General features: G+C 61.5%; 21 protein-coding genes. 9 read left to right on the top strand and 12 right to left on the bottom strand.

Features of this window, described 5'->3' with window-relative positions; genetic code table 11:
* Positions 1-60: 60 nt before the first annotated feature.
* The 6 genes from I6L38_RS21250 to I6L38_RS21225 form a co-directional block, all read right to left on the bottom strand.
* A complete protein-coding gene (locus I6L38_RS21250; protein ID WP_099360446.1) occupies positions 61-1,542 on the bottom strand; it encodes an ABC transporter substrate-binding protein in 1,482 nt (493 codons plus the stop codon).
* Between the two features lie 8 nt (positions 1,543-1,550).
* Positions 1,551-3,530 (bottom strand): methyl-accepting chemotaxis protein, encoded by a 1,980-nt coding sequence (locus I6L38_RS21245; RefSeq protein ID WP_043172004.1) that lies wholly within the window; start codon positions 3,528-3,530, stop codon positions 1,551-1,553.
* A gap of 219 nt (positions 3,531-3,749) precedes the next feature.
* On the bottom strand, positions 3,750-4,361 hold the full coding sequence (locus I6L38_RS21240) for an OmpW family outer membrane protein (protein ID WP_005306049.1): 612 nt from the start codon (positions 4,359-4,361) through the stop codon (positions 3,750-3,752).
* Between the two features lie 447 nt (positions 4,362-4,808).
* The gene (locus tag I6L38_RS21235) at positions 4,809-6,494 is read right to left on the bottom strand and encodes a diguanylate cyclase (protein ID WP_216988908.1); all 1,686 of its coding nucleotides are present in this window, start codon (positions 6,492-6,494) and stop codon (positions 4,809-4,811) included.
* A 141-nt stretch (positions 6,495-6,635) separates the two neighbouring features.
* Positions 6,636-9,464, bottom strand: a complete 2,829-nt coding sequence (uvrA, locus tag I6L38_RS21230; RefSeq protein ID WP_216988907.1) for an excinuclease ABC subunit UvrA — start codon at positions 9,462-9,464, stop codon at positions 6,636-6,638.
* A 95-nt stretch (positions 9,465-9,559) separates the two neighbouring features.
* Positions 9,560-10,219: a LuxR C-terminal-related transcriptional regulator gene (locus I6L38_RS21225; RefSeq protein WP_010635910.1), complete on the bottom strand. Its 660-nt coding sequence runs from the start codon at positions 10,217-10,219 to the stop codon at positions 9,560-9,562.
* Between the two features lie 516 nt (positions 10,220-10,735).
* Here I6L38_RS21225 and I6L38_RS21220 point away from each other — a divergent pair.
* Together I6L38_RS21220 and I6L38_RS21215 are read left to right on the top strand one after the other, a co-directional pair.
* Entirely contained in the window at positions 10,736-11,311 is a 576-nt protein-coding gene (locus I6L38_RS21220; protein ID WP_005306061.1) for a single-stranded DNA-binding protein, read from the top strand.
* Positions 11,312-11,480: 169 nt separating this feature from the next.
* Entirely contained in the window at positions 11,481-12,239 is a 759-nt protein-coding gene (locus I6L38_RS21215) for an ABC transporter substrate-binding protein (protein WP_005306064.1), read from the top strand.
* A gap of 83 nt (positions 12,240-12,322) precedes the next feature.
* Here the strand turns inward: I6L38_RS21215 and I6L38_RS22755 are convergent, their stop codons facing one another.
* Positions 12,323-12,445, bottom strand: a complete 123-nt coding sequence (locus I6L38_RS22755) for a hypothetical protein (protein WP_005306071.1) — start codon at positions 12,443-12,445, stop codon at positions 12,323-12,325.
* A 451-nt stretch (positions 12,446-12,896) separates the two neighbouring features.
* On the opposite strand from I6L38_RS22755, the gene I6L38_RS21210 reads away from it, so the two are divergent.
* The 4 genes from I6L38_RS21210 (at position 12,897) to I6L38_RS21195 (ending at position 17,171) form a co-directional block, all read left to right on the top strand.
* Positions 12,897-13,775 (top strand): cation diffusion facilitator family transporter, encoded by an 879-nt coding sequence (locus tag I6L38_RS21210; protein WP_010635891.1) that lies wholly within the window; start codon positions 12,897-12,899, stop codon positions 13,773-13,775.
* 95 nt (positions 13,776-13,870) lie between these two features.
* Entirely contained in the window at positions 13,871-14,155 is a 285-nt protein-coding gene (locus I6L38_RS21205) for a DUF3811 domain-containing protein (RefSeq protein WP_017787886.1), read from the top strand.
* Positions 14,156-14,644: 489 nt separating this feature from the next.
* Positions 14,645-14,854, top strand: a complete 210-nt coding sequence (locus I6L38_RS21200; protein ID WP_005306081.1) for a cold-shock protein — start codon at positions 14,645-14,647, stop codon at positions 14,852-14,854.
* A 370-nt stretch (positions 14,855-15,224) separates the two neighbouring features.
* Positions 15,225-17,171 (top strand): ligand-gated channel protein, encoded by a 1,947-nt coding sequence (locus I6L38_RS21195; protein ID WP_043171869.1) that lies wholly within the window; start codon positions 15,225-15,227, stop codon positions 17,169-17,171.
* Between the two features lie 34 nt (positions 17,172-17,205).
* On the opposite strand, the gene I6L38_RS21190 is transcribed toward I6L38_RS21195, so the two are convergent.
* The 3 genes from I6L38_RS21190 to I6L38_RS21180 all read right to left on the bottom strand — a co-directional run bounded on the left by I6L38_RS21190 (position 17,206) and on the right by I6L38_RS21180 (position 20,914).
* The gene (locus I6L38_RS21190; protein ID WP_201885372.1) at positions 17,206-18,693 is read right to left on the bottom strand and encodes a transporter substrate-binding domain-containing protein; all 1,488 of its coding nucleotides are present in this window, start codon (positions 18,691-18,693) and stop codon (positions 17,206-17,208) included.
* Positions 18,694-18,795: 102 nt separating this feature from the next.
* On the bottom strand, positions 18,796-20,181 hold the full coding sequence (locus I6L38_RS21185) for an ATP-binding protein (RefSeq protein WP_005306091.1): 1,386 nt from the start codon (positions 20,179-20,181) through the stop codon (positions 18,796-18,798).
* Between the two features lie 10 nt (positions 20,182-20,191).
* Complete coding sequence (locus I6L38_RS21180; RefSeq protein WP_005306095.1) at positions 20,192-20,914, bottom strand: response regulator; 723 nt, start codon at positions 20,912-20,914, stop codon at positions 20,192-20,194.
* Between the two features lie 179 nt (positions 20,915-21,093).
* Between I6L38_RS21180 and I6L38_RS21175 the strand changes: the two genes are divergently transcribed.
* From I6L38_RS21175 to I6L38_RS21165, 3 genes are all read left to right on the top strand, one after another.
* Positions 21,094-21,267, top strand: coding sequence for a hypothetical protein (locus I6L38_RS21175; RefSeq protein WP_005306098.1), 174 nt, complete (start codon positions 21,094-21,096; stop codon positions 21,265-21,267).
* Between the two features lie 70 nt (positions 21,268-21,337).
* Positions 21,338-21,664, top strand: a complete 327-nt coding sequence (locus tag I6L38_RS21170) for a hypothetical protein (RefSeq protein WP_005306102.1) — start codon at positions 21,338-21,340, stop codon at positions 21,662-21,664.
* Between the two features lie 220 nt (positions 21,665-21,884).
* Positions 21,885-22,235: a hypothetical protein gene (locus I6L38_RS21165; protein ID WP_201885373.1), complete on the top strand. Its 351-nt coding sequence runs from the start codon at positions 21,885-21,887 to the stop codon at positions 22,233-22,235.
* A gap of 57 nt (positions 22,236-22,292) precedes the next feature.
* Here I6L38_RS21165 and I6L38_RS21160 read toward each other — a convergent pair whose 3' ends face one another.
* Positions 22,293-22,712 (bottom strand): hypothetical protein, encoded by a 420-nt coding sequence (locus I6L38_RS21160; RefSeq protein WP_005306108.1) that lies wholly within the window; start codon positions 22,710-22,712, stop codon positions 22,293-22,295.
* 140 nt (positions 22,713-22,852) lie between these two features.
* Complete coding sequence (locus I6L38_RS21155; protein ID WP_117405796.1) at positions 22,853-23,854, bottom strand: diguanylate cyclase; 1,002 nt, start codon at positions 23,852-23,854, stop codon at positions 22,853-22,855.
* Between the last annotated feature and the right edge of the window lie 22 nt (positions 23,855-23,876).

Here is a 23,876-nt window from a genome sequence, read left to right as displayed (position 1 = left end):
AGAGCACAGGCAGCAAAGAAAACGGGAGGCTGATGCCTCCCGTGGTGTATCTGCTGGCAGCTATTGCTGCGGCGTTTCCAGCTCATTGGAGAGCGCCTGCTCCACCTCAGCCGACTGCGCCGGTAGCGGGGCTGCCGCCGCAGATGCCGCTGCGGCAGGCGTTGCTGACGGCGCCGGGGCGGCTGGTGTCTCTGCCTCCACCGGCGTCGCGACAGGTGCAGCAGCAGGCTCGGTGGTCGCCGCTGCAGCCGACACCGCAGGCACGGCGGCAGGAGCGTCACACTGGCAATCTGCCCCTTTCACCTTGTTGCCCTGATGGGGCGGATACCAGCCCTTCAGCCCCTGCTCCAGCCGATCGGCTGCCGCCTTGGGCTCCATCTTGCCGAGCAGCACGGCCTGGCTCACTTCGGCCAGTTCGTCACCCAATTTGGGCGTACCGCGAGAGAGGATCTGAGTGGCCACCCGGATGGTGGAATCGCACTGATCCCGCCACTCCATCATCTCCTTCGCCGCCGGGTTGGTGACCTCGAAGAAGTGGTTGGAGAGGGAGAAGAAGCCGGGCAGCGAGTTGGTATAGAGCTCGGCAAACTGGGGCGTGGTCAGCCACTGCAGGAAGGCCATGGCTGCCTCCTTGTTCTTGCTGGCCGGGTTCATGCCCATCCCGATGTCGGTGTGATCGGTAAAGAAGCAGCCATCACCTTGCTTCGCCACGGGCGGGCGCATCACGCCAAAGTCCACCTTGCCGGTGAAGGGGGCGATCTCCCAGGAACCCGCCACGTAGAAGGCGGCCTTGCCCGAGGTGAACAGCTCGTTGGTCGCGGCATAGTCGCGGCTCTCGCCACCTTCGCCGAGGTAGGGACGCCAGCGCGCCAGCTCCTCGAACACCTTGATGTAGGGCGGGTTGTCAAAGCGCTCCTGCCCGCCGATCAACGCCAGCCGACCATCCTCCCCCTTCCAGTAGTTGGGGCCTATGTTCTGGAAGCCAAGTTCGGAGGATACCCAGCTTTCCGAGCCGCTCATGGCCAGCGGCACATAGCGGCCATCGGCCTTCACCTTGTCCAGCGCCGCGAAGAAGGCATCCCGGGTCTGCGGCACGCTCAGCCCCAGCTCGCTGAAAATCTTCTTGTTGTAGAAGAAGCCGTGAATCACCGAGGCCATGGGCACGCAGAAGGTCTGGGCGCCGGAGTCGGTCTGCCAGGGGGACTGGGCAAAACTCGGGAAGTTCTCCATCCCCGACATCTCGGTCAGCTCCGCCAGATGGCCCGCCTTGAACAGGGCCAGGGAGTCGTCGAACGGCCGGCAGGTGATGAGATCCCCCGCCTTGCCCTCCTTCAGGCTGGCCCACAGGGTCGGCATGTAGTCGACGTTCTGCACCCCGTTGAACTTCACCTGGATGCCCGGGTGGGAGGCCTCAAAGGCAGGGATGATCTTCTGCTCCCACAAGGCCTTGTCATCTATCCGCCAGCTCTCGATCACCAGCTCGCTGGCCATCAGCTGACCACACAACAGGAGACTCAGGGCCCCGATCCACTTGTTAGACATAAGCCCTCCTAAACCTTGAAATGTGCGATCAATTGCTGCTGCTTGGCCACCAGATCCGCCAGTACCTCGCTGCTGCTGGCCGATTCCCGTGCCTCCCGCTCGGTCTCGTAGGCCACCTCGGCGATGCCGGAGATGTGACGTGCCACCCCCTGGCTGACCGAGATCTGCTCCTGAGCTGCGTGCGCCACCTGATCTGCCATCGCCTTGATGGCGCTCATCCGGTCGGCGATGGACTGCAGGGCCGCATCCATCTCACGGGTCTGTTCGACACAGCTGTGGGTCTGCTCCTGGCTGCGTCCCATCACCTCCACCACCAGCTTGCTCGAGCTCTGCAGGTTTTCGATCATCGCCTGGATCTCTTCGGTCGACGTCTGGGTCCGGTTGGCCAGCGCCCGCACCTCGTCGGCCACCACGGCGAAGCCGCGGCCGGCATCACCAGCCCGCGCCGCCTCGATGGCTGCATTCAGCGCCAGCAGGTTGGTCTGTTCGGCGATGCTGCGGATCACGTCGAGAATGCTGCCGATGTTGTCGCTGAATTCGCCCAGCTTGTAGGTGATGCCGACGGCCTCCTCCATGGCTCCGGCCAGTTGTTCCGTGATGCGACGGGTGGTTGCCACCTTCTGGCGGCCGGTTCTGGCTTCGTCATCCGCCAGATCCACTTCCCGCTTGGTGCCGTCGGTGGAACGGGCCACCTCGGTGGCGCTCACCTCCAGCTCGGTGATGGCGGCGGCCACCTGATCGGTCTGGCTCTTCTGATCCTGCACCCGGGATACTGCCCTTTCGCTTATCTCGGCGGCGCGGCTCGCCTCCTCCACCAGATGACGGGAGCCGGCATTGATCTGGGAGAGCAGCTCGCCGGTTTTGCCGGCCAGCACGTCGATGGAACGGGCCAGGGCGCCGAATTCGCAGCTGCTGCGGTAATTGATGCGGCGGGTCATGTCCCCGGCTGCCATGTAATCCAGCTCCTTGTTGATCATCTGCAGCGGGCGCTGAATGCTGCGCGCCGTGGTATAGCCGATGATGAGGGCGGCGGCAGCCGAGATGGCGGCCACGATCAGGATCCAGAAGCTGGCACTGCTGACCGCATCATCCGCCGTGGTGCGGCTCTGGCTGGCGATGGAGCCGGCCGACTGTCCCATCTCGTCGAGCAGCCCCAGGCTGTTGATCAGGCTGGCGTCGAGCTGCTGATTGAGGGTCTGCAGCGAGGCGGCCAGCTGCTGGGCATTGCGCATGGTGGCGAGCAGCCCCTGCGGGCCGAGCGCCAGCTCCTGCATCCGGTCGAGGTTGGAGACGAAGCGCTGCTTCACGTCATCCGGCACCAGCACCCGGTCAAGCCGCTTGCGCGCCATCTCGATGTCCTTGCTCAGCACCTTCTCCAGTTCGTTGAGGTCGGTCTTGGCATCGGCCCGGCGAATGTTCTTCAAGTCGCGCGCGATGCCCGAGGTGATGAGCTCCGCCTTGTTGCGCATGGAGCGCTTGCTGGCGGTCTGCTGCAGCAGCAGATCGGCCGCCCACTGGTAGGTGTCTTCCAGCCGGATGAAGGCAATCTCCAGCTTGTGGCGCCGATCCTGGGCATTGACCCATTGGCTGTGCTGGGAGAGCACCTGTTCGGCCAGGCCGTAGAACTGCTTGGTCGCCGCATCGACCTGCTGGAAGCGGGAACCGGCCTCGGCCACTCCGCTGAACTTGTCCATCTCCTGGCTTAGCTGGCTGAAACGCGCTTGCTGCTCCTTGAACTGGCTGGCCAGCTGCGGCAACTGACTGCCATCCTCATTGGTCCGGTAGACCAGCACCCAGCGGTTGCTGTCCTGCAGGGCGCCCTTCAAACCGGCCACCGCAATCACCAACGGGGTTGCCCGGTCGGAAACCTGCGACAAACCGTCGTTGATGCCCCTGATCTTCAGGGTGCTGATCACACCCAGCAGGATCAACAGCAGCAGCATCAACACAAATCCGGCGATGATCCGCTGCACAATAGATAAACCCATGGAGACATCCTCACTCGTGGGGGAAAGGTAACGTGAACATAGACACTATCGGCACAAGGGGCGAATTATAGAGGGGAGACCGAGGGTATTTTATTGATCTATATGGGGTTGGATCACAGTTGGCGGGGAGTGGCCTGAACGTAAAAGGGCCCGGACTGTGCCGGGCCAAAGAGACATGCTAGCTGTAATGGCCCGTGGGGAGGCCAACCCTGTGTCCTATCAGAAGCGATAGCCGACACCAAACATGAAGGCCATGGGATCGATGGAGGTATTGATGGTCCCGACGGCGGTGTGCACATCGGTATCGATATCGATGATCCAGGCGGAAGCGTTGACGAACCAGCGATCATTGATCGCCATGTCCAGACCGACCTGACCGGCCATGCCCCAGGAGGAGTCAACGCTCACGTCGGTACCATCCAGCGCACCGCGGCCCTGCTCGTCGAAGAAGGTGGTGTAGTTGATACCGGCACCGATATAGGGGCGAACCTTGCTGTTGGCATCACCGAAGTAGTACTGCGCCATCAGGGTCGGCGGCAGGTGCTTGACCTTGGCCACTTCGCCCAGACCGGCGGTGGAGACGGAGTGGGAGAAGGGCGTGGCCGCCAGCAGCTCGACACCCCAGTTGTCGGTGATCAGATAGGAGAGCGTCAGACCCAGCTGCATATTGCTGTCGATTTCCAGCTCGCCGGTACCCAGCACGTTGTCACTGCTCGTTTGCGGAGAAACGAAAGCCAGGCCGCCACGCACCAGAAAATCGCCGGCCTGGTGAGCCATGGCGACGGGGGACGCAAGCGCTGCTGCGATCATCAGAGGAAGGATCTTTTTCATCACGTATTCCTTTTAGTTTTCGTTTTATATGTTGCAAGCCCGAAAACTATAAAGGGATGTGAATGCCGAGTTATTGATTTAGCTCAAACGTTACCAAGAAATAGATAGATGTGTACAGCAGCTTCCAGCCATGCTGAGCATCGAGAAAAACACCAAAAATATCAAATAAAAACAATTAACTGGATAGGTTTGCCGCCTTACCAACCACAATAAGAAATAATTTCAATATATCTTATTGCGGATAAAAACGACTGAAAACGGTTGTTTCACTCGTCCAACAAGAGTATTTTTGCGGGCCATGTAGCCGGGCTGTAAGTAATTCTTTATGAAACCACAAACCAGAAGGGACAAAATAGTAGCCATATTGGCAGCCATCTGGGGCATTGGCTCTTTTCTGTTTATTTTGCTGGGTTTCGTGCTCGGCATGGCCCTGCTGATCCTGACCCATTAGACCGGCTGGTTGGCGTGGGAGGCCTGGCACAACAGCCACTCCCCTTCCGCCAGCTGCTCCGGGCTCAACCTCCACTGTGCCCGCCCCAGCTCGCCGCTGTATCCACGCCAGCGATCCCGGCCCTCCTGTTTCGCCCGGTACAGGGCCATGTCCGCCAGCTTGAAACTCAGACTCCAGAAAGAGTCCTCCAGCTCCGCATGCAGAGGATAATCGCAGAATCCCAACGAGACGGTCATGCGCAGCGGCAGCTCCTCCCGCCCGAAACGGCAGTCGGCGATCTTGCGGCGCAGGCGCTCGATCCGTTCCGCCACTTGCCCTGGCTCCTCTCTGGCCAGCAACAGCATGAACTCCTCGCCACCCAGCCGGATCAGCGGCTCCTCCTCATCCAGCGCCCCTCGCAGCAGCTCGGCCAGCTGACATAACAGCAGATCGCCGATGTCGTGGCCGAAGCGATCGTTGACCCGTTTGAAGTGATCCAGATCCAGGATCACCAGCACCCAGCCTGCCGCCGGATCCTGGCGGTTCAGCAACCACTCATCGAGATAACGGCGGTTGAAGGCATGAGTCAGTGGATCCGTATAGGCGGCGACCTCCATGCGGGAGGAGTGGGCCTGCAGGGCACTGTGGTGCAGGCTGATCCTGGCCGCCATCTCGCGGAATTTGCGGCTGAGCAGCGCCATCTCCTGGCTGCTGTCGATGATGGGCAGCACGCTCGCGTCCTGCTTCTCGGTAAACTGGTGCAGCGCCCCCACCAGCTCGCCGATCGGCCCCAGCACGATGGCGCGCAGCCGGGCCAGTGCCATCAGAATGCAGGCGAAGCTTATCAGCAGCATGCCGATGAAGGTCCAGATCGCCCCCTCCATCGCCCCCAGCAACACGTCCCGTTCCTCGTCCACGATCAGGGTCAATACAGGCTCGCCGTCGTTGTCGAGCAGCAACCCCTCCCCTCTGACCTGCTGCAACCCGAGATCGACCAGCCGGTAGCTCATATGCGGCCCAAGTGGCTTGAAGGAGCCCAGATGCTCATGCGTTCTTGGCTGGGCTATGGTCAGCGTGAGCGCGGTCCGTTCCCCCAGATCCTGCAGATAGCGCTTGTCCAGCCAGCGAGTCGCCAGCAGATAACCGTTGGGCTTGACGCTGCCGAGGGTATCGGTCACCGGCTGCAGCGAAAAGATGAGCGGTCCCCACTGGGAGCGCCTGACGCCACTCAGGCTGCTGATGCCCGCCTGCCGTGACTCGCGCAGCAGCTGCAGCTTGAGATCGTCCAGAAAGGAAGGCAACAGGGTGGTATCCGCGTCCGGCGCATCTGGCAACAGGGTGCGGGTCCAGATCTCCGAGCCCTGCAAATCCATGTAACTCAACACGTTGAGTTCAAAGTCCCGCATCGGGGTGTCGACCAGCAGATTGGAGTTGATGTAGGCCTGGTTGGGGTGGGCCAGAAAATGGTAGCTCTGATCCCAGATCCCCCAGTCCCGGGTAAAGGCATTCATGGCGCCGATGTCGTTCTGCACCGCCCTGATCACCCGCTGCAAGTGCTCCTCCATCCGCCGCTCCTCGACCCGCTGAGCCGCCGGCACCTGGGCCAGTGCGATCACGATGAGCAGCATCAGGATGGCTCCGGCCCAGACCGGAAACATGGAGTAGGCCAGCAGATGGTCGATGGAGCGGGACGGTTGAGCCATGGGCGCCAATATCCTTTGAATGGCAATGCGAAGCGGGAAGGGTCTTGCCCCAAGTATGGAGGATAGGCCCGCCGAGAGGTCACTGAATTACCACAATAAAAACAAGGGGCCCAGGGCCCCTTGTCACAATTATTGAACGCTTTATCTGGCCAGCAGAGGTGCCAGGAAGCGGGCCGTATGAGAATCCTCGCAACGGCTGATCTGTTCCGGCGTCCCCGTCACCAGGATGCGGCCGCCACCTGCGCCCCCCTCAGGCCCCAGATCGACGATCCAGTCGGCGGTTTTGATGACGTCCAGGTTGTGCTCGATGATGACGATGGTGTTGCCGCGATCCCGCAGCTGGTGCAGTACCTTGAGCAGCTGCTGGATGTCGTGGAAGTGCAGCCCTGTGGTGGGCTCGTCCAGTATGTAGAGGGTCTGCCCGGTATCCCGCTTGGAGAGCTCCCGCGCCAGCTTGACCCGCTGTGCCTCGCCGCCAGAGAGCGTGGTGGCCGACTGGCCGAGGCGGATATAGGAGAGGCCCACGTCCATCAGGGTCTGCAGCTTGCGCGCCACCGCCGGTACCGGATCGAAGAACTCGCGGGCATCTTCCACCGTCATCTCGAGGATCTCGTGGATGTTCTTGCCCTTGTACTTCACCTCCAGCGTCTCGCGGTTGTAGCGCTTGCCCTTGCAGACGTCGCACGGCACGTAGACGTCCGGCAGGAAATGCATCTCCACCTTGATGACACCGTCCCCCTGGCACGCCTCGCAACGCCCCCCCTTCACGTTGAAGGAGAAGCGGCCCGGCTGGTAGCCGCGGGAACGCGCCTCCTGGGTGCCGGAGAGCAGCTCGCGGATCGGGGTGAACAGGCCGGTGTAGGTGGCCGGGTTGGAGCGCGGGGTACGGCCGATAGGGCTCTGGTCGATATCCACCACCTTGTCCAGGTGCTCCAGCCCCTCGACGCTGCGATAGGGGGCCGGGGTGGACTCGGTGGCCTTGTTCAGCTCGCGGTGGGCGATACGGAACAGGGTGTCGTTGATCAGGGTCGACTTGCCGGAGCCGGAGACACCGGTGACACAGGTCATCACCCCGATGGGCAGTTCCAGGTTGACGTTGCGCAGGTTGTTGCCGCTCGCCCCCTTCAATTTCAGCCACTTGCCGGTGAGCGGGGTGCGCTCGGCCGGGATGGCGATCTGCTTGCGGCCGGAGAGGTAGTCACCGGTCAGCGACTCGGGGTTCGCAATGATCTCTTCCGGCGTACCCTGGGCGACGATGGCCCCGCCATGCACCCCGGCCCCCGGGCCGATGTCGAGCACATGGTCGGCGAGGCGGATGGCGTCCTCGTCGTGTTCCACCACGATCACGGTGTTGCCGAGATCACGCAGGTGGGTCAGAGTCTTGAGCAGCCGCTCGTTGTCCCGCTGGTGCAGGCCGATGGAGGGCTCGTCCAGTACGTACATCACCCCCACCAGACCGGCCCCGATCTGGCTGGCCAGCCGGATCCGCTGCGCCTCGCCGCCGGAGAGAGTCTCGGCACTGCGGGACAGGCTCAGGTAGTTGAGACCCACATTCACCAGGAAGCCGAGCCGCTCGACGATCTCTTTGAGGATCTTCTCGGCAATCTGGGCACGCTGGCCGGTGAGGTTCAACCCTTCGAAGAAGGCCAGCGCATCGCCGATGGACTGCTCGGCGATGGCCGGCAGATTGCGGTTGTCGACGAAGACGTGGCGAGCCTCTTCCCGCAGCCGGCTGCCACCGCAGCTGGTGCAAGATTTGTTGGCGATGAATTTGGCCAGCTCTTCGCGCACCGAGTTGGATTCTGTCTCCCGGTAGCGGCGCTCCATGTTGTGCAGGATCCCCTCGAACGGGTGCTTGCGCACCACCACATCGCCGCGATCGTTCATGTAGCGGAACTCGATCTCGGTGCGACCGGAACCACGCAGGATCACCTCCTGGGTCTTGACCGGCAGATCCTCCCAGGGTGTCTCCAGATCGAACTTGTAGTGCTCGGAGAGGGATTTGAGCATCTGGAAGTAGTAAAAGCTGCGCTTGTCCCAACCGCGGATGGCGCCGTTGGCCAGGCTGATGGCCGGATCGCCGATCACCTTGGCCGGATCGAAATATTGCTGCACCCCGAGGCCGTCACAGGTGGGGCAGGCTCCGGCCGGGTTGTTGAAGGAGAAGATGCGCGGCTCCAGCTCCGACATGGAGTAGCCGCACTCCGGGCAGGCGAAGTTGGCGGAGAAGGTCATGGGAGCGACCCCCTCCTCGCCGTCCATGGGCACCACCAGTACTATGCCGCCGGAGAGGGTCAGCGCCGTCTCGAACGACTCGGCCAGACGCAGGGCCAGGTCATCGCGCACCTTGAAGCGATCCACCACCACCTCGATGGTGTGCTTCTTGTGCAGCTCCAGCGCGGGAGGGTCAGACAGGTCGCACACCTCGCCATCAATGCGGGCACGGATGTAGCCCTGGGCCGCCAGGTTCTCCAGCAGCTTGGTGTGCTCACCCTTGCGGTCACGCACCACAGGGGCCAGCAGCATCAGCTTGCTCCCCTCCGGCTGTGCCAGCACCTGATCCACCATCTGGCTGATGGTCTGGGCGGCGAGCGGAATGGCATGGGTCGGGCAGCGCGGCTCACCGACCCGGGCAAACAGCAGGCGCAGGTAGTCGTAGATTTCGGTGATGGTGCCGACGGTCGAGCGCGGGTTGTGGGAGGTGGACTTCTGCTCGATGGAGATGGCGGGCGAGAGCCCCTCGATATGGTCGACGTCCGGCTTCTCCATCAGGGAGAGGAACTGGCGGGCATAGGCGGAGAGCGACTCCACGTAGCGGCGCTGCCCCTCGGCATAGAGGGTATCGAACGCCAGAGAGGATTTGCCCGAACCGGAGAGGCCGGTGACCACGATCAGCTTGTCGCGGGGCAGGGTCAGATTGATGTTCTTGAGGTTGTGGGTGCGAGCACCCCGGACCACGATCTTTTCCATCTTGTTGCACGCTCGATACGGAAACCTGAGCGAGTCAGTATGGCATAGAGACTACTGGATGAATAGACAGGTTTTATCCATCATCCCCATCGATTTCAGAGATATTCCTTGGCCCAGCTCACCGCCTGCAAGCGGTTCTTCACGTTCAATTTCTTGAAGACGTTATAGAGGTGGGACTTGATGGTGTGCTCGCTCACGAACAGGCTGTCGGCGATCTCGGTATTGGAGGCGCCCGTCATCAGATAGCGGATGATCTCCTGCTCGCGCACGGTCAGCAGCGTCTGGTTGCGCAGGTGATGTTCCCCACCCTTGCGGTAGTAGTTGACCAGATCGCACAGCAGGTGGCGCGGGATCCAGTACTCCCCCTCCAGCACCTTGCGAATGCCGAGCACCAGCCGATCCAGCGGATCCTGGCAGAAGAAGAGTCCGCTGGTATGGGGCCACATCAGCAGCAATTCCCGATCGGTGCTGGTCGGGGCATTGAGCAGCACCGTATTGGCCTCCCCGAAGCGGCTGGAGATCTCCCGCGGCCATCCTGCCTGCTGGCTCGACTTGAGGTAGTCCAGATCGACCAGAAACAGCGGACGAGGCTCGAGCTCGTCCGGTTGCGGCAGCTCCTCCAGGGTGCTTACCAGCACAATGGGCAGTGCCAGCTGCTCGGCCAGATAGCTCTGGAAGCTGGTTGCCTGCACATTGTTTTCGGTTACCAGTACGATGGGATATGGGGTGCTCATGAAAGGCTGGTCCTTGAACATTGCGGCCATGGTTTTTTTCGGCAGCAGAGAGTACCAAGCCCCCCGTGGGGTGCAGCATTAAAAAAGTATTAGACGGCGATGCGCCTCCTTTGAAACTCACCAATTTTCCAAGCAATACAAATAACTAGCAGCCCCCCCCCATTTGGGTGGAATGCTGGCATCCGGGCAGACAGGGGCTGTCGTAGCGTCATCGAATTCACTTTTCGCGCCCGGGTTTCGATGCTAGGCGTCCCCCTCTGCGGCTCACTTGCTGGCCAAGGCCCGCCTCGTGTAAGTTAACCCCTCGGTCCGGAGAAGCTGGCGACGAAGAAGACGTCTTTCTCCCCAAAAACTGTTACTATTGCGGGCAAAATCTGGAAGCGGCATGGCAGTCGACAGGCTAGCCAACCCGGGTTCAGTCATCACATGAGTCGCAAGCGCCTGCGGCGTTCTTGCGTATCTCGCAGAAAACAAACGAAATGTTGAATTGGTCCGGGCATATGGCCTGGCCGGAATACAAAGGGTGGAAGAGAGATTATGGCCAGTCGAGGCATCAACAAAGTCATTCTGATCGGTAACCTGGGGCAAGACCCGGAAGTGCGCTACATGCCGAGCGGCGGTGCCGTGACCAACATCACCCTGGCCACCTCCGACACCTGGCGCGACAAGCAGACCGGTGAGCAGAAAGAGCGTACCGAGTGGCACCGCGTGGTCTTCATGGGCAAGCTGGCCGAAGTGGCGGGCGAGTACCTGAAGAAGGGTTCCCAGGTCTATGTGGAAGGCAAGCTGCAGACCCGCAAGTGGCAGGATCAGAGCGGCCAGGAGCGTTACACCACCGAGGTGCTGGTCGATGGTTTCAGCGGCGTGATGCAGATGCTGGGTGGCCGTCCGCAAGGCGCCGGTCAGGGCATGGGCGGTCAGTCCCAGGGCAACTGGGGTCAGCCGCAACAGGGCATGCAGTCCCAGCAGCCGATGAACCAGTCCCGCCCGGCTCCGCAGCAGAACATGCAGCAACAGCAGGGCGGTTATAGCCGTCCGGCCCAGCAGCCGCAATCTGCTCCGCCGGTATACAACGAGCCGCCGATGGATTTCGACGACGACATCCCGTTCTAAGGGAAGCTCACAGTTCAGAGGGCCCTGTTCACGCAGGGCCTTTTTTTGCCCGTTATTGACGCAGGCGCGACACGCAAGCCGGCTCCCCCGACCAGAGTCGCCGACCCTGCTCCCCCTGTCGCCCGCCCAGGGTTTATCATCAGGGCAATTCGTTTGTCAGAGAGAACGCATGGGGTTTTTGTCTCGTATCCTGCTGCTCGCGGCAAGCCTTGCCGTGCTGTTTCACTCTCCCCTCTTGCTGGCCGGCGAGCCACTGCGGGTGGGGGTCAGTTTCGCCATTCCCCCCTATGTGATTGAGGAAGAGGGACGCGGCATCGAGCTCGATCTGCTGCGGGAAGCCTTTCGTGGCAGCGGCTACGAGCCCAGCTTCGAATATCTGCCGCTGGAGCGCACCTTTCGCATGCTGGAGTCCGGCAGGCTCGATGCCATCATCAACGTCAAACCCGGGATGCTGGACAACGTCTTCCTGTCGCAGCCCGTCATCGCCTTTCACAACCGGGTGTTCACCCTGAGCAAGACCCATATCGCCACGCTGGACGACATGAAAGAGTTGAGGGTCAGCGCCTTTCAGCGGGCACGCCAGGTATTGGGGGGAGCCTTTGCCAGCATGGCCGATCAGAATCCCCGTTACGAGGAGGTCGCCAAGCAGCAGGGACAGGTGCACAGATTGATGCTGGGGCGGGTGGATGCGGTGATCCTGGAGCAACGGGTGTTCTATTACTATCTGGCGCAACTGGCCACCAGCAAGTATGGCGCCGAGCTCTATGCCCCCAGCCGGGTCAGACAATATGATCTGTTCGCCCCCACCCACTACCATTTCGCCTTTCGCCAGGCCGTGCAGCAACGCTGGTTCGATCGCCAGCTCGGCAAGATGCGGGCCGATGGCCGCTATGAACGGATATTTGCCAGCTACGGCGCCACCCCCTGAGCCCACGCCAAAAACATAAAAGCCAGCCCGAAACAGGCTGGCTTTTTGTTACTGGCTCCAAAGGAACTACAGCATGGGGAGCGTTACTTCATCGCGCTGCCGTTTTTCAGTTCTGCTTTCTGACGTTTGGCTTCGCGCTTCTCTTTCAGTGACATCTGCGGTTTTTTCTTGGCATCTTTGCCGTTGTGATGTTCTTTGTTACTCATCATCAAACTCCAAAAATGTTACCCAGACAGTTGGAACCCAGGTTCCAGCATGCCATCCGAATCGTAGACTACAGTACGCTTTCAGTGACGATCCCAGGATCGCACTCAATCCAGCATACCCCCAATCTTGCGCAAGAATCCACCCTCATCCGTCACGCCGCGCCAAACCGGGGCCGATGACCCCCGTCAGGCACTCCTGGCCGGGGAAGGAACGGCCGTAAAAACACCGGAAGCCTTATAAAGTAGCGATTATCAATATTATTTGGTGACCACCTAAAATAAATCACCAAAAACCAAAATAACTATTATTTAAACGAGCAGTGTTAATTTGGATAAGCATTCTCACTATCGCCGGAAACAAAAAGTTACAACCTCAAGAAGTCATTATTAACGCAAGCTGATATTATCAGGCCTTATTTTCAAACTATTTCATCGAGAATAGGGATATCCCATGACCAGAAAAACCAGAGCCGCCTTGGTCTCGGTTTGCTCCAATATCAGCCTGATTGTCATGAAGATAATTGCCGGCATACTGAGCGGTTCCGTCAGCATCATCTCCGAAGCCATCCACTCGGCCATGGATCTGGTGGCCGCCCTGATCGCGCTGGTGGCCGTGCGCAAGTCGGATATTCCACCCGACCCGCGCCACCCCTATGGCCACGACAAGATAGAGAATGTCTCCGGCGTGATCGAAGCGCTGCTGATCCTGCTGGCCGCCGGCTGGATCATCTTCGAGGCCGTCGGCAAGCTGATCACCCCCACTCCCATCGAAGGCGTCGGGCTCGGCGTGCTGGTCATGCTGTTGTCGGCGCTGGTCAACAGCGGCGTCTCCGCCTATCTCTACCGGGTCGCCAAGGAGGAAGAGTCGGTGGCGCTGGCCGCCGATGCCCTGCATCTGAAGGCGGATGTGCTGACCTCGCTCGGGGTGGCTGCCGGTCTGCTCGGCATCTGGATCGCCTCTGCGCTGGGCTACAACCTCTATCTGCTGGATCCCCTCGTCGCCATCGGGGTCGCGCTCTTCATCCTCAGAGAGGCCATCGCCATGCTCAACCAGGCCTTCCAGCCCCTGCTGGATCACAGCATGAGCGAGGAGGAGCTGGCCATCACCACTCAAGTGATCGAGGAGTGTTGCCCGGAGCACGGCGGCTTCCACGACCTGCGCAGCCGTCAGGCGGGGCGTCGTCGCCATATCGACTTCCACCTGACACTGCCCAAGGAGATGAGCATCGAGCACTCCCACGCCATCTGTGACCGCATAGAGCAGGGGATCCAGCGCCATCTGCCCCACGCCATCGTGCTGATCCATGTCGAACCAACCGGCCACGCCTAGTCAAATCGGCTAAATCATCGGGAATGCCATAAACAGCACAATAAACTGTCAGATGACGTGGTAGGGTGTTCCCTCCCCGTCATCAGGTATACGCCGTGAAAAAGCTGGAAATGAAGGATCTCACCGACGCCGAGAAGGCCGGGATCACCCTGCTGCTGCAAAAAGCACAGGCCAACGCGGACCACCCATTGACCAATGCCGAACGCAATCGCATACGCGAGGAAGGCCGGCTCAAGGTGGTCGCAGACCGGGCGGCAGCTGCGAAAGCGGCGGCACAACTCGCAAGAGAGAAGGCCAAGGAACGGGCCGCCAATCAGGTACTGCCCGAGACATTCAGCTGGGTTGACTCCGTCAGCAATCGCTTTCGCAAAAAACCTTGATCATGCCGTTTCAACAGGATCAAGCCAGTCCACGCCCTGTCGGCGGGCTGGCTTTTTCATGATGGAAGGGAAAGGTTCTGACCCTTGACGTGACATTATCTGTCGACTCGCATGACCCTTTATCTCGTTTTTTTCTTCGCACAAAGGGGCTCGCACCAACCCGAAAAGCACCTGAAATGGATAATCATGTTATTGATATAAAAGGTAAAATCGTCCTGAAAATCCAGTCATCCGGCACAGGGTACCAACTGAGAGATAAAGTTTGCTTTAACAAAGCGTGCGTGTTCTAATCGACAGCGATAGTTCGGCAGTTCAGTCCTGATTATGTTAGGCAGTCATTTTAGTAAAGCAGTGATTAGTGCAAGTGTTATTTCGATGATGCTTGACGAATAATTCTCCTTCTTTAGTGCTTCCCCTACGTATTGCTGACGAAAAATCAAAACTTGCCATCTGATGGCATTTCAAACACTAAATTTGAGAGTAATTATTATGTCCAAAGTGACTGGTACCGTAAAATTCTTCAACTCCGAAAAAGGTTTTGGCTTCATCTCCCCGGTTGACGGCAGCAAAGACGTGTTCGTACACTTCTCCGCTATCCAGTCCAACGGTTTCAAAACCCTGGAAGAAGGTCAGCGCGTTGAGTTCACCATCGAGCAAGGCCAGAAAGGCCCGGCTGCTGCCAACGTAGTTGCCCTGTAATTCAAGTCAGGGATACCTTCACCCCGCTTCTGCCGGCTGAACGGATCCACTGCAAGAATTGAAAAAACCCGCTTCGGCGGGTTTTTTGTTGCCTCAAATTCACCCTGCCCGTCATCCCCGCCCTGCACCCATCCTTGCATACCTCCGCTTCTCTGCTGGCGAGAGGATAACCGCACAATATTAATGATATTAATTATCATTTACACAGCCATCAGTGATCACTACAATGCCTGCCGACCGCCGGGATCACTATTCGATTGAACCTGCCTGGTCCGGGTTTCACGCGGGATGCGGCGAGACCCCCCATCGATTCACCCAAAGGATGAATGCATCTTCTTACTAAAAAAGAGTTCAGGCCAACATGATAACAATGCACCGCAACAAGCTGACCACGCTCATTCTCGCCGTCCTCGCCGCCAACGCCCATGCCGCCGAACAGGAGGTCATGGTGGTGACCGCCTCCGGCTTCCAGCAGAAGATCGAGAACACCGCCGCCTCCATCTCGGTGGTGACGCGCGAGCAACTGGAGAAACGCGCCTACCGTGACGTGACCGACGCCCTGAAGGACGTGCCGGGGGTGGTGATCACCGGCGGCGGCAGCAGCAGTGACATCAGCATTCGCGGCATGAGCTCCAAGTACACACTGATGCTGGTCGACGGCAAGCGGGTCGACAGTCGCGGCACCCGTCCCAACAGCGACGGTCCCGGCATCGAGCAGGGCTGGCTGCCGCCACTGCAGGCCATCGAGCGGATCGAGGTGGTGCGCGGCCCCATGTCCTCCCGTTACGGCTCTGACGCCATGGGCGGGGTCATCAACATCATCACCCGCAAGACCGCCAGCATGACGGCCTGGCAAGGTTCGGTGCAGGCCGACTCCACCTTCCAGGAGAACAAGGACTCCGGCAACATCTTCCAGAGCAACGCCTACACCGCTGGCGCCCTGGTGGATGGTCTGCTGGGGGTGCGAGTGAACGGTCTGCTCTCCCACCGCGGCGAGGATCAGTTCCAGAACGGGTTCGCCGAACAGGAGATGCGCAGCGGCACTGTGGTGTTCAGCCTGACGCCGGACGAGCACAACCGCTTTGACTTCGAGGCCAGCCGCGGTCTGCAGGATCGCAACCGCACACCGGGCGACTCTCTGGCAGCCAAGGCCAAGCCCAGCCTGAACACCTACGGGCGCACCAACTACGCCATCACCCACGACGGCCGTTATGACTTCGGCTCTTCCACCAGCTACCTACAGCGGGAAGAGAACACCAACCCCGGCCGTCAGATGAAGCTCATCAACACCATCGCCGACACCCATACCCAGTTCGAACTGGGGGCTCACTACCTGAGCGTGGGCGGTCAATACCGTCACGAGGATCTGCAGGATGAGGGCAACCAGCTCAACGTGGCCAACCGTGCCAATCAGCTGACCCGCTGGAGCTGGGCCCTGTTCGTGGAAGACGAGTGGTCGCTGACCGACAGCTTCGCCCTCACCGGCGGCGTGCGGATGGACCGTGACCAGAACTACGGCACCCACTGGAGCCCACGTCTGTACGGGGTCTGGCACCCGGCCGAATTCTGGACCCTGAAGGGTGGCGTCTCCACCGGCTACCGCTCACCGGATCTGCGCATGTCGGCCGCCAACTGGGGCCAGGCCACCGGCGGCGGCACCCAGGACGGCATGCTGGTCGGCAACCCGCAGCTCAAACCGGAAACCAGTGTGAGCCAGGAGATCGCCCTGCTGTGGGATGGTCAGGAGGGGCTGAGCACAGGGCTGACCCTGTTCAATACCGACTTCGAGGACAAGATCTCCGAGATCCGCCGCTGCACCAGCAAGAATGACCCCTCCTGCACCCTGAACGGTCACACCTATGACTTCATCAGCGACCGCATCAACGTCGACAAGGCGAACATGCGCGGGGTGGAAGGCACGGCCAACTGGGCCATCAACGAAAAGTGGTCGCTGGCCTCCAGCTACACCTTCACCCAGTCCGAGCAGAAGAGCGGTCCGAACGAGGGCAAGGCGCTTAACCAGATGCCGCGCCACATGTTCAACACCACGGTCGACTGGAAGAGTACCGATGACGTCAGCCTCTGGTCACGGGTCAACTTCCGCAGCAAGACCTCGGACTACCTGAGCCGGGTCAGAATGGCCGACGGCACCCCTTCCTACACCTTCTTCGACACGGGTCTGGTCTACAAGGCCAACGAACATCTGAACGTCACCGCAGGCGTCTACAACCTGTTCGACAAGACGGTGGACTACAGCAGCTTCGGCACAGTGCTGGATGGTCGCCGCTACACCCTGGGCATGACCTACAACTTCTGATGACTCACCGCCGCCCACCCTGGGCGGCGGTTCTTTATTGCCCCGCCTCGTCTGCCCCCTCTTTCACATAGCTTGCCGCCTGCCAGGTGTTGCGCCCCAGCGACTTGGCGCCATACATCAGCTGATCCGCCTGCAGCAGCACTCGTCGGCCCTCTGCCCTCACCTCGGCCGGCACCCACACCGCCCCCGTGCTGATGGAGATGCCAAGCTCCCCGGCGCTGGTCGACAGCTTGCGGCCATTGACCTCCCGCCCGATCCGCTCGGCCCACTGCTGCAGCGTTGCCATGTCGACCACCAGCAGACTGATGCAGAACTCCTCGCCGCCGATGCGGGCGAACAGGGCGCTGGCGGGCAACACCCGCTGCACGCGCTCCACCATGGCCGACAGTACCTCGTCGCCGACCCCGTGCCCGAAGTGATCGTTGATCCCCTTGAAGCGATCGAGATCGAACAGCAGCAGGGCACACGGCTCGCCGCTGGCCAGTCGTTGCTCCAGCAGCGGCAAGAAGGCGCGCCGATTGAGGATGCCGGTCATGGAGTCGGTGCTGGCGAGGCGCTCCAGCCTGGCGTTGGCCTGGATAAGCTCGGCGGTACGGCTCGCCACCGCCCGCCGCAGCTGGATGATGTAGGCCATCAGCACCAGGCCGCCGACGGCCAGCAGCCAGGGCCAGAGATGAGCCGGGTAGACGGTCTCGATATGCATCCACTTGCGGATGATCCGCTCCCGATCCGCCTCGCCGATGCGGGCGAAACCCTGCTCCAGCTCCTGCAGCAGCGCCTGATTGCCCTTGGCGACGGCAAAGCGGACGTCATCGCTGTAGAGGTGGCGCACCGGGATGAAGCGGGTGGGATCCGCCGCGGTGTAGATGTAGAAGTTGGCCACCTGCAGGTCAGCGATGAAGGCTTCCAGTTCGCCGTTCAAGGCAGCCCGCAGCATGGCGTCGTTGTCATCGAAGGTGCGCAGCCGGGTGCGCGGGAAGTTCTTGCGGGCGTAGTACTCCTCGAACCCTCCCGCCACCACCCCAACGCTCTCGTGCAGCAGGTAGTAGTTCACGTCCGAACCGCGCAGGGAGTTGGCGAAGAAGAGCTGGGCGTCGAGGTGGGAGAGGGCCTGGCCATAGTCGTAGACCATATTGCGCTCCGGCGACCAGAGCAGGCCACCATGGACATCGGCCTGGCCGTTGCGAACCAGATCCAGCGAGCTCTGCCAGTCCACCAGCTTGAACTGGATGGGGCGACCGGTGACGCGGCCATACTCGCGCCACAGATCGATCAACAGGCCATCGGGCTGACCCGCTTCATTGAGATAGGAGAAGGGCTGCCAGGCCTTGGAGTTGGCCACGATGAGCGGTTTGGGCGCTGTGTTCGCCCATGCCGGCAATACCAGCGCACAGAGCAGCAGCAACCACCCGTATCCGACTCGCCACCTGACTCCCGACTCACCTGCCATCCCTGTACCGACCCTGCTGTTTGGCCGTCTGCGCGGCCATCGATTATCACCATCTTCAGCATAGGAGAACAAGCATGAGCGAGTATGAAACGAGCGTGATGCCGGCCGGACCAGTGCAAGACCAAAGACGAACAGGGCGCCCGCTGGCGCCCTTTCCATCGACTCGTTCGCCCCTCACAGCGGCAGGCTGATGCGAGCCTCCAGCCCGCCCTGCTCCCGGTTGTGCAGGGTCAGCTCGCCCCCGTGCTGGTGCACCAGGGTGCGGGCGATGGAGAGCCCCAGCCCCACGCTGCCGGATTCGGTGTTGCGGGCCTCGTCGAGACGCACGAACGGCTTGAACACATCCTCCAGCCGGGCCGGATCGATGCCGGGCCCCTGATCGCAGACCCGGATCACCAGCTCGCTGTCGGTGCGTTCCAGCGACACCTCAGCACTGCCGGCGTACTTGATGGCGTTGCCGATGAGGTTTTGCAGCACCCGGCGCAGGGTGTTGGCGCGGCAGGCGTAGACCTGCTTGCCCTCTGCCAGGCAGGTAACCGGCTGACCTGTGTCGGCATAGTCGTCGCACAGGCTCTCCAGCAGGCTGACCAGGTCCAGCTCCCGGGTCGCCTCCTGCTGCCCCTCCTCCCGGGCGAAGCTGAGGGTGGCCGCCAGCATCTGCTCCATCTGTTGCAGGGTCTGCTGGATCCGCTCCTTGTCCTCTCCCTCGTCCAGGAATTCGGTGCGCAGCCGCAGGCTGGTGATGGGGGTACGCAGATCGTGGGAGATGGCCGCCAGCATGCGGGTACGGTCCTGCACGAAGCGATCGAGCCGGGTGTGCATGCGGTTGAAGGCCTGGATGGACTCGCGCACCTCGGTCGGCCCCTCTTCCCGCAGCGGCTCTATGTCCTCGCCGCGGCCGAGCCGGTCCGCGTTGGCGGCCAGCTGCTTGAGCGGCCGGGTGGCACGACGGAACAGCCAGATCATCATGCCGATCACCAGGCTCGCCACCAGCATCAGGTTGAAGGTGGTCTGCCAGGACCAGCTGGCCGACTCCTTGTCCACCAGCGAGCTGAACTGCAGCCAGCCGCCGCGCGGCAGCTGGATGGAGCCATACAGCCGCATGTCCTGCGGTGGCGGCACCCCCTTGCGGTCCTTCATCATCCGGTTGTGGTGCTGCCAGGCCCGGCTGCGCTGGGCATCCTGCTTGAGCTCGGCGCTGATCTCCACCATCAGGGTCGAGGGGTAACCCAACCGGGAGCGCACCAGCTGCTCGAAGCGGGGACTGCGGTTGTCCGGCTGCAGCGGCTCGTCGGCGATGCGCAGCAGCAGGGTCTCGCTGCGGCTCGCCTTGAGGATCTCGTCATAGAGGGAGGGGGGCGAGAGGGCCAGCAGCCGCACCACCGAGACGATGCGCTGCATGGCGTTGCGGCTGTTGACGTAGCCGAGCGCCTCCTCCCGATCCGTGCGATAGATCTGGATGCTGAGCAGCTGGATCAGCACCAGCCCGGCCAGCGCCACCAGGATGATCTGGCCGGTCAGCCCCTTGGGCCACAGCTTCGACCAGCCGCGTCTTAACATCCCCACCGCCTTATACCTGAGTCACATCGGCGGCGAACAGGTAACCGCCGCCCCAGATGGTCTTGATAAGCTCCGGATTCTTGGGATCCCGCTCCAGCTTGCGCCGCAGCCGGCTCACCAAGGTGTCGATGGCACGGTCGAACGCCACCGCCTCGCGGCCACGGGCCAGATCCAGCAGCTGATCCCGGCTCAGCACCCGCTGCGGGCGCTCCAGAAAGACCCGCAGCAAGTCGAATTCGGCGGTGGAGAGGCTCAGCCCCACCCCTTCCTCATCCACCAGCTCGCGCCGGTTGATGTCGAGCAGCCAGCGATCGAAGCGCAGATCCCGGGTCAAGGCCTCGGCCACCGGCTGCGGCTCGACCTGGGTGCGGCGCATCACCGCTTTGATGCGGGCCAGCAGCTCGCGCGGATTGAACGGCTTGGCGAGGTAGTCATCGGCCCCCATCTCCAGCCCTATGATGCGATCGGTCTCCTCCCCCATGGCGGTAAGCATGATGATGGGCAGGCTGGACTTGGCCCGCAGCTCGCGGCAGAGGGTCAGGCCATCCTCCCCCGGCATCATCAGATCCAGCACCAGCAGATCGAACTCCCGCTCCTCCAGCAACCGCTTCATCTCCTTGCCATCGCGGGCACAGCTGACCCGCAGGCCGTGCTGTTCCAGAAAGCGCTTCAGCAGATCGCGGATCTCGCTGTGATCGTCGACCACCAGAATGTGGGTGCTGTTTTGATTCATGGGGACCTCCTGTTAGAGCTGGCACGAGTATACGAAAATCCGCCGGGCGGTTTGTGTCAAAGTGTGCCAGATCAGCAAGATGCCACACTCTGCTACAAAAAAGCGGCCGCTCGGCAAAGTTGAGACACAGACCGGCTGTTTACTGTGACCACCCCATCGGTTGCAGGAGCAGACAGGCCATGCTGGCCCTCACCACCCCCTTGCTGCTGGCCTTTGCCGCCAGCGAAGCCCTTGCCAGACAGGCAAGGCGCACATCCGGCCAGACCGACCCGGTGCAAGCCGGCGCCGTCGACGCGGCAGCAGACGATACCGGCGTGCCCGCCGACCAGGCGACCGAGCCCCCTTCGTCATGATGCGCCCCCTCCGGTGCGCACCCTGACCTTCCCGCCGCCCCTGCGGCATCTCATCAAGGAGAATCGACTCATGATCAACAAGACCATGGCCCTGTTCATGCTGGCCGGACTGGCCCACACCGGGCTGGCCCAGGCCGCCCTGCCGGCCGACGTCAGCGTTGCCCCCGGCCTGCTGTTCGTCAACTGGCACGACACCGCCAGCAGCGGCGATGCCCATCCGACCCTGGAGGTCCACAATGCCGCCGGCGATCTGATCAAGCGGGTCCCCGCCCGGCTGAACGGCATGCAGCAGGTACGCCTGCCGATGCGGGCCCAGGGTGACCTGACCCTCAGCCTGGATGGTGAGAGCAGCAGCTATCGGATGCCCTACAGCGTCGGTAGCGGTCGCCAGCGCTAAGCCCGCCCATCCGGAAAAATACCCCGCCAGCGACCAACGCTGACGGGGTATTTTTATTGCCCGCCCAGCATGGGCCCGGTCAATGCCCGGTACAGGGTCATGGTGTCACACTCTGCTACAAAATAGGCTTCAACTGGCAAAGTTCAGACACCTGTCTGGTGTGTAATCAGGGTCAAGGCGAGCAAGCCGACCCCGAACTCAATCCGCAAGGAGATAGACCATGAAAAAACTGACCAAGACTCTGCTGACCGCCACCCTGATCCTTGGCCTGCCGCTTGGCGCCTATGCCGCCAGCGAAGCCGTCAGCACTGCCCAGCCCGGCATGATGACCGACTGCCCGATGGACGGCAGCGGCATGATGGGCGGCAAGCACCATGGCGGCCGCCACGACAAGATGGCCCGCATGCAGAACATGACCCCGGAGCAAATCCAGGCGAACCTGCAGCAGCGTTACGACAAGCTCGAAGATCCGGCCAAGAAGGCCGAGTTCGTGAAAAACCTCAATCTGCGTGCCGACGGCATGACCAAGCACGCCGAAGCGATGAAGCAGTTCGCCGAAGCGCACCAGTAATTCGAAAGCAGCAAAAAGGGGCCCGCGGGCCCCTTTTTTCATGCACGTCGTTCAGACTCAGGCCTTGGTCTTGTCGGCCAGGTTCAGGGTCTTGACGGTTTCGCCTTCAAACTTGATGAGCACGGTTTTCTGGGCCACTTCGGACTCCTTGAACAGGCTCTTGGAGGTCTCAGCCAGCATGGGGGAGACCTTGTTCAGGGCGCCCAGATCATAGGTCCACACTTCCAGACCGGCTTCGGTCTTGGTGCTGGCCGGTGCGCCCAGCTTCTCTTTGATGGCCTGCTTGTTGGAGCCGCCTTCCTTGATGTCCAGCGCCTTCTTGATCGCCTCGTTGGAGGCGCTGTCCATGGCGGTGCCGGCCATCTCTTTGGCAGTGCTGGTTACGCTGCTGGTCACTGTGTCGGTCAGGGAGTCCATCAGGCCGGCGTTGGCCATCAGGGGCAGTGCAGTCAGGGCAACCAGGATGCTCTTTTTCATCGTTTCATGTCTCACGGGGATTAAAGAGCGCGCATCAGACCAGCGTACCCGTACGGAGTCAAGATGAGGCTGCGGTCAAGACGCATTCGGGGGGGAGGATTAGCACCATTCGGCAGCCGGCGGCCTGGCGGGGCGGCCGGCTACTGGCAGATCTGGTTTTTGCCCGTCTGCTTGGCCTGATAGAGGGCCCGATCCATTCTGACCATCAGCTGACCCATGCTCTCGTCCGGCCGGTACTCGGCCAGCCCGAAGCTCATGGTGATGGGGAAGTGCTCGCACACCGGCGTCGCCATCAGCAACTGCCGCAGCTTGTCGGCCACCCGCCAGCCATCGGCCAGGCCGGTATTGGGCAGCACCACCATGAACTCGTCCCCGCCCCAGCGGGCAATCAGGTCTATTTCGCGAATGTGGCTGCGCACCAGCGCCACTATGCTGATCAGGGTCTGATCCCCCGCCTGGTGGCCGTGGCTGTCGTTGATCTGCTTGAAGTCGTCCACGTCCATGGCGATGACGGAGAAGGGTTGCTGAAAACGCTTGGCCCGCTCGCACTCCTGCCGAATGGTGCGCTCCAGCCGGTAGCGACTGGCGGCACCGGTCAGGGCGTCGGTCTCCGCCAGCTGGCGATTCTCCTCCGCCTTCTGCTGCAGCGCCTCGTTGAGCCGCACCAGCTCGGCGGTGCGCAAGGCGATCTGCTGCTCCAGGGTGTGGTTGCGCCGCTCCAGCTGCTCCAGCAGCAGTTTCTGGGCGTGGATGTTGCGGTGGGCGCCGATCATCCGGGCCACTGACCCGTCCGGGTTGCGGGCTATGATGCGGCCGCAATCCTCGATCCAGATGTAGTCGCCGCTGCGGCTGCGGCAGCGGTACTCGACCCGGTAGTCGGGGGCGGCGCCGCTCAGGTAGGCGTCGAAGCAGGCCATCACCTGCTCCATGTCGTCGGGATGGATCACACTCTCCCAGGTGAAGACAGTGTTGCCGAGGGTGTGGGGCTCGTAGCCCAGCATCCGGTACCAGCCGGGATTGCGATAGACGAACCCGGTGTTGGCGTTCCAGTCCCAGATGCCGTCGCTCACCACCGCCAGGATGCCGTGCACCACGGCTTCGCTGACGTCCGAGATCCTGATCGTGTCACTGTCTTGCAGCATAGAGACCATCCTTGCCCTCTCA

It is taken from the genome of Aeromonas sp. FDAARGOS 1408 (genome assembly GCF_019048665.1).
GTDB classification, from domain to species: Bacteria; Pseudomonadota; Gammaproteobacteria; order Enterobacterales; family Aeromonadaceae; genus Aeromonas; species Aeromonas dhakensis.
Note: the sequence above shows the minus strand (reverse complement) of the source record. Positions and strands in the feature narration are given on the sequence as shown.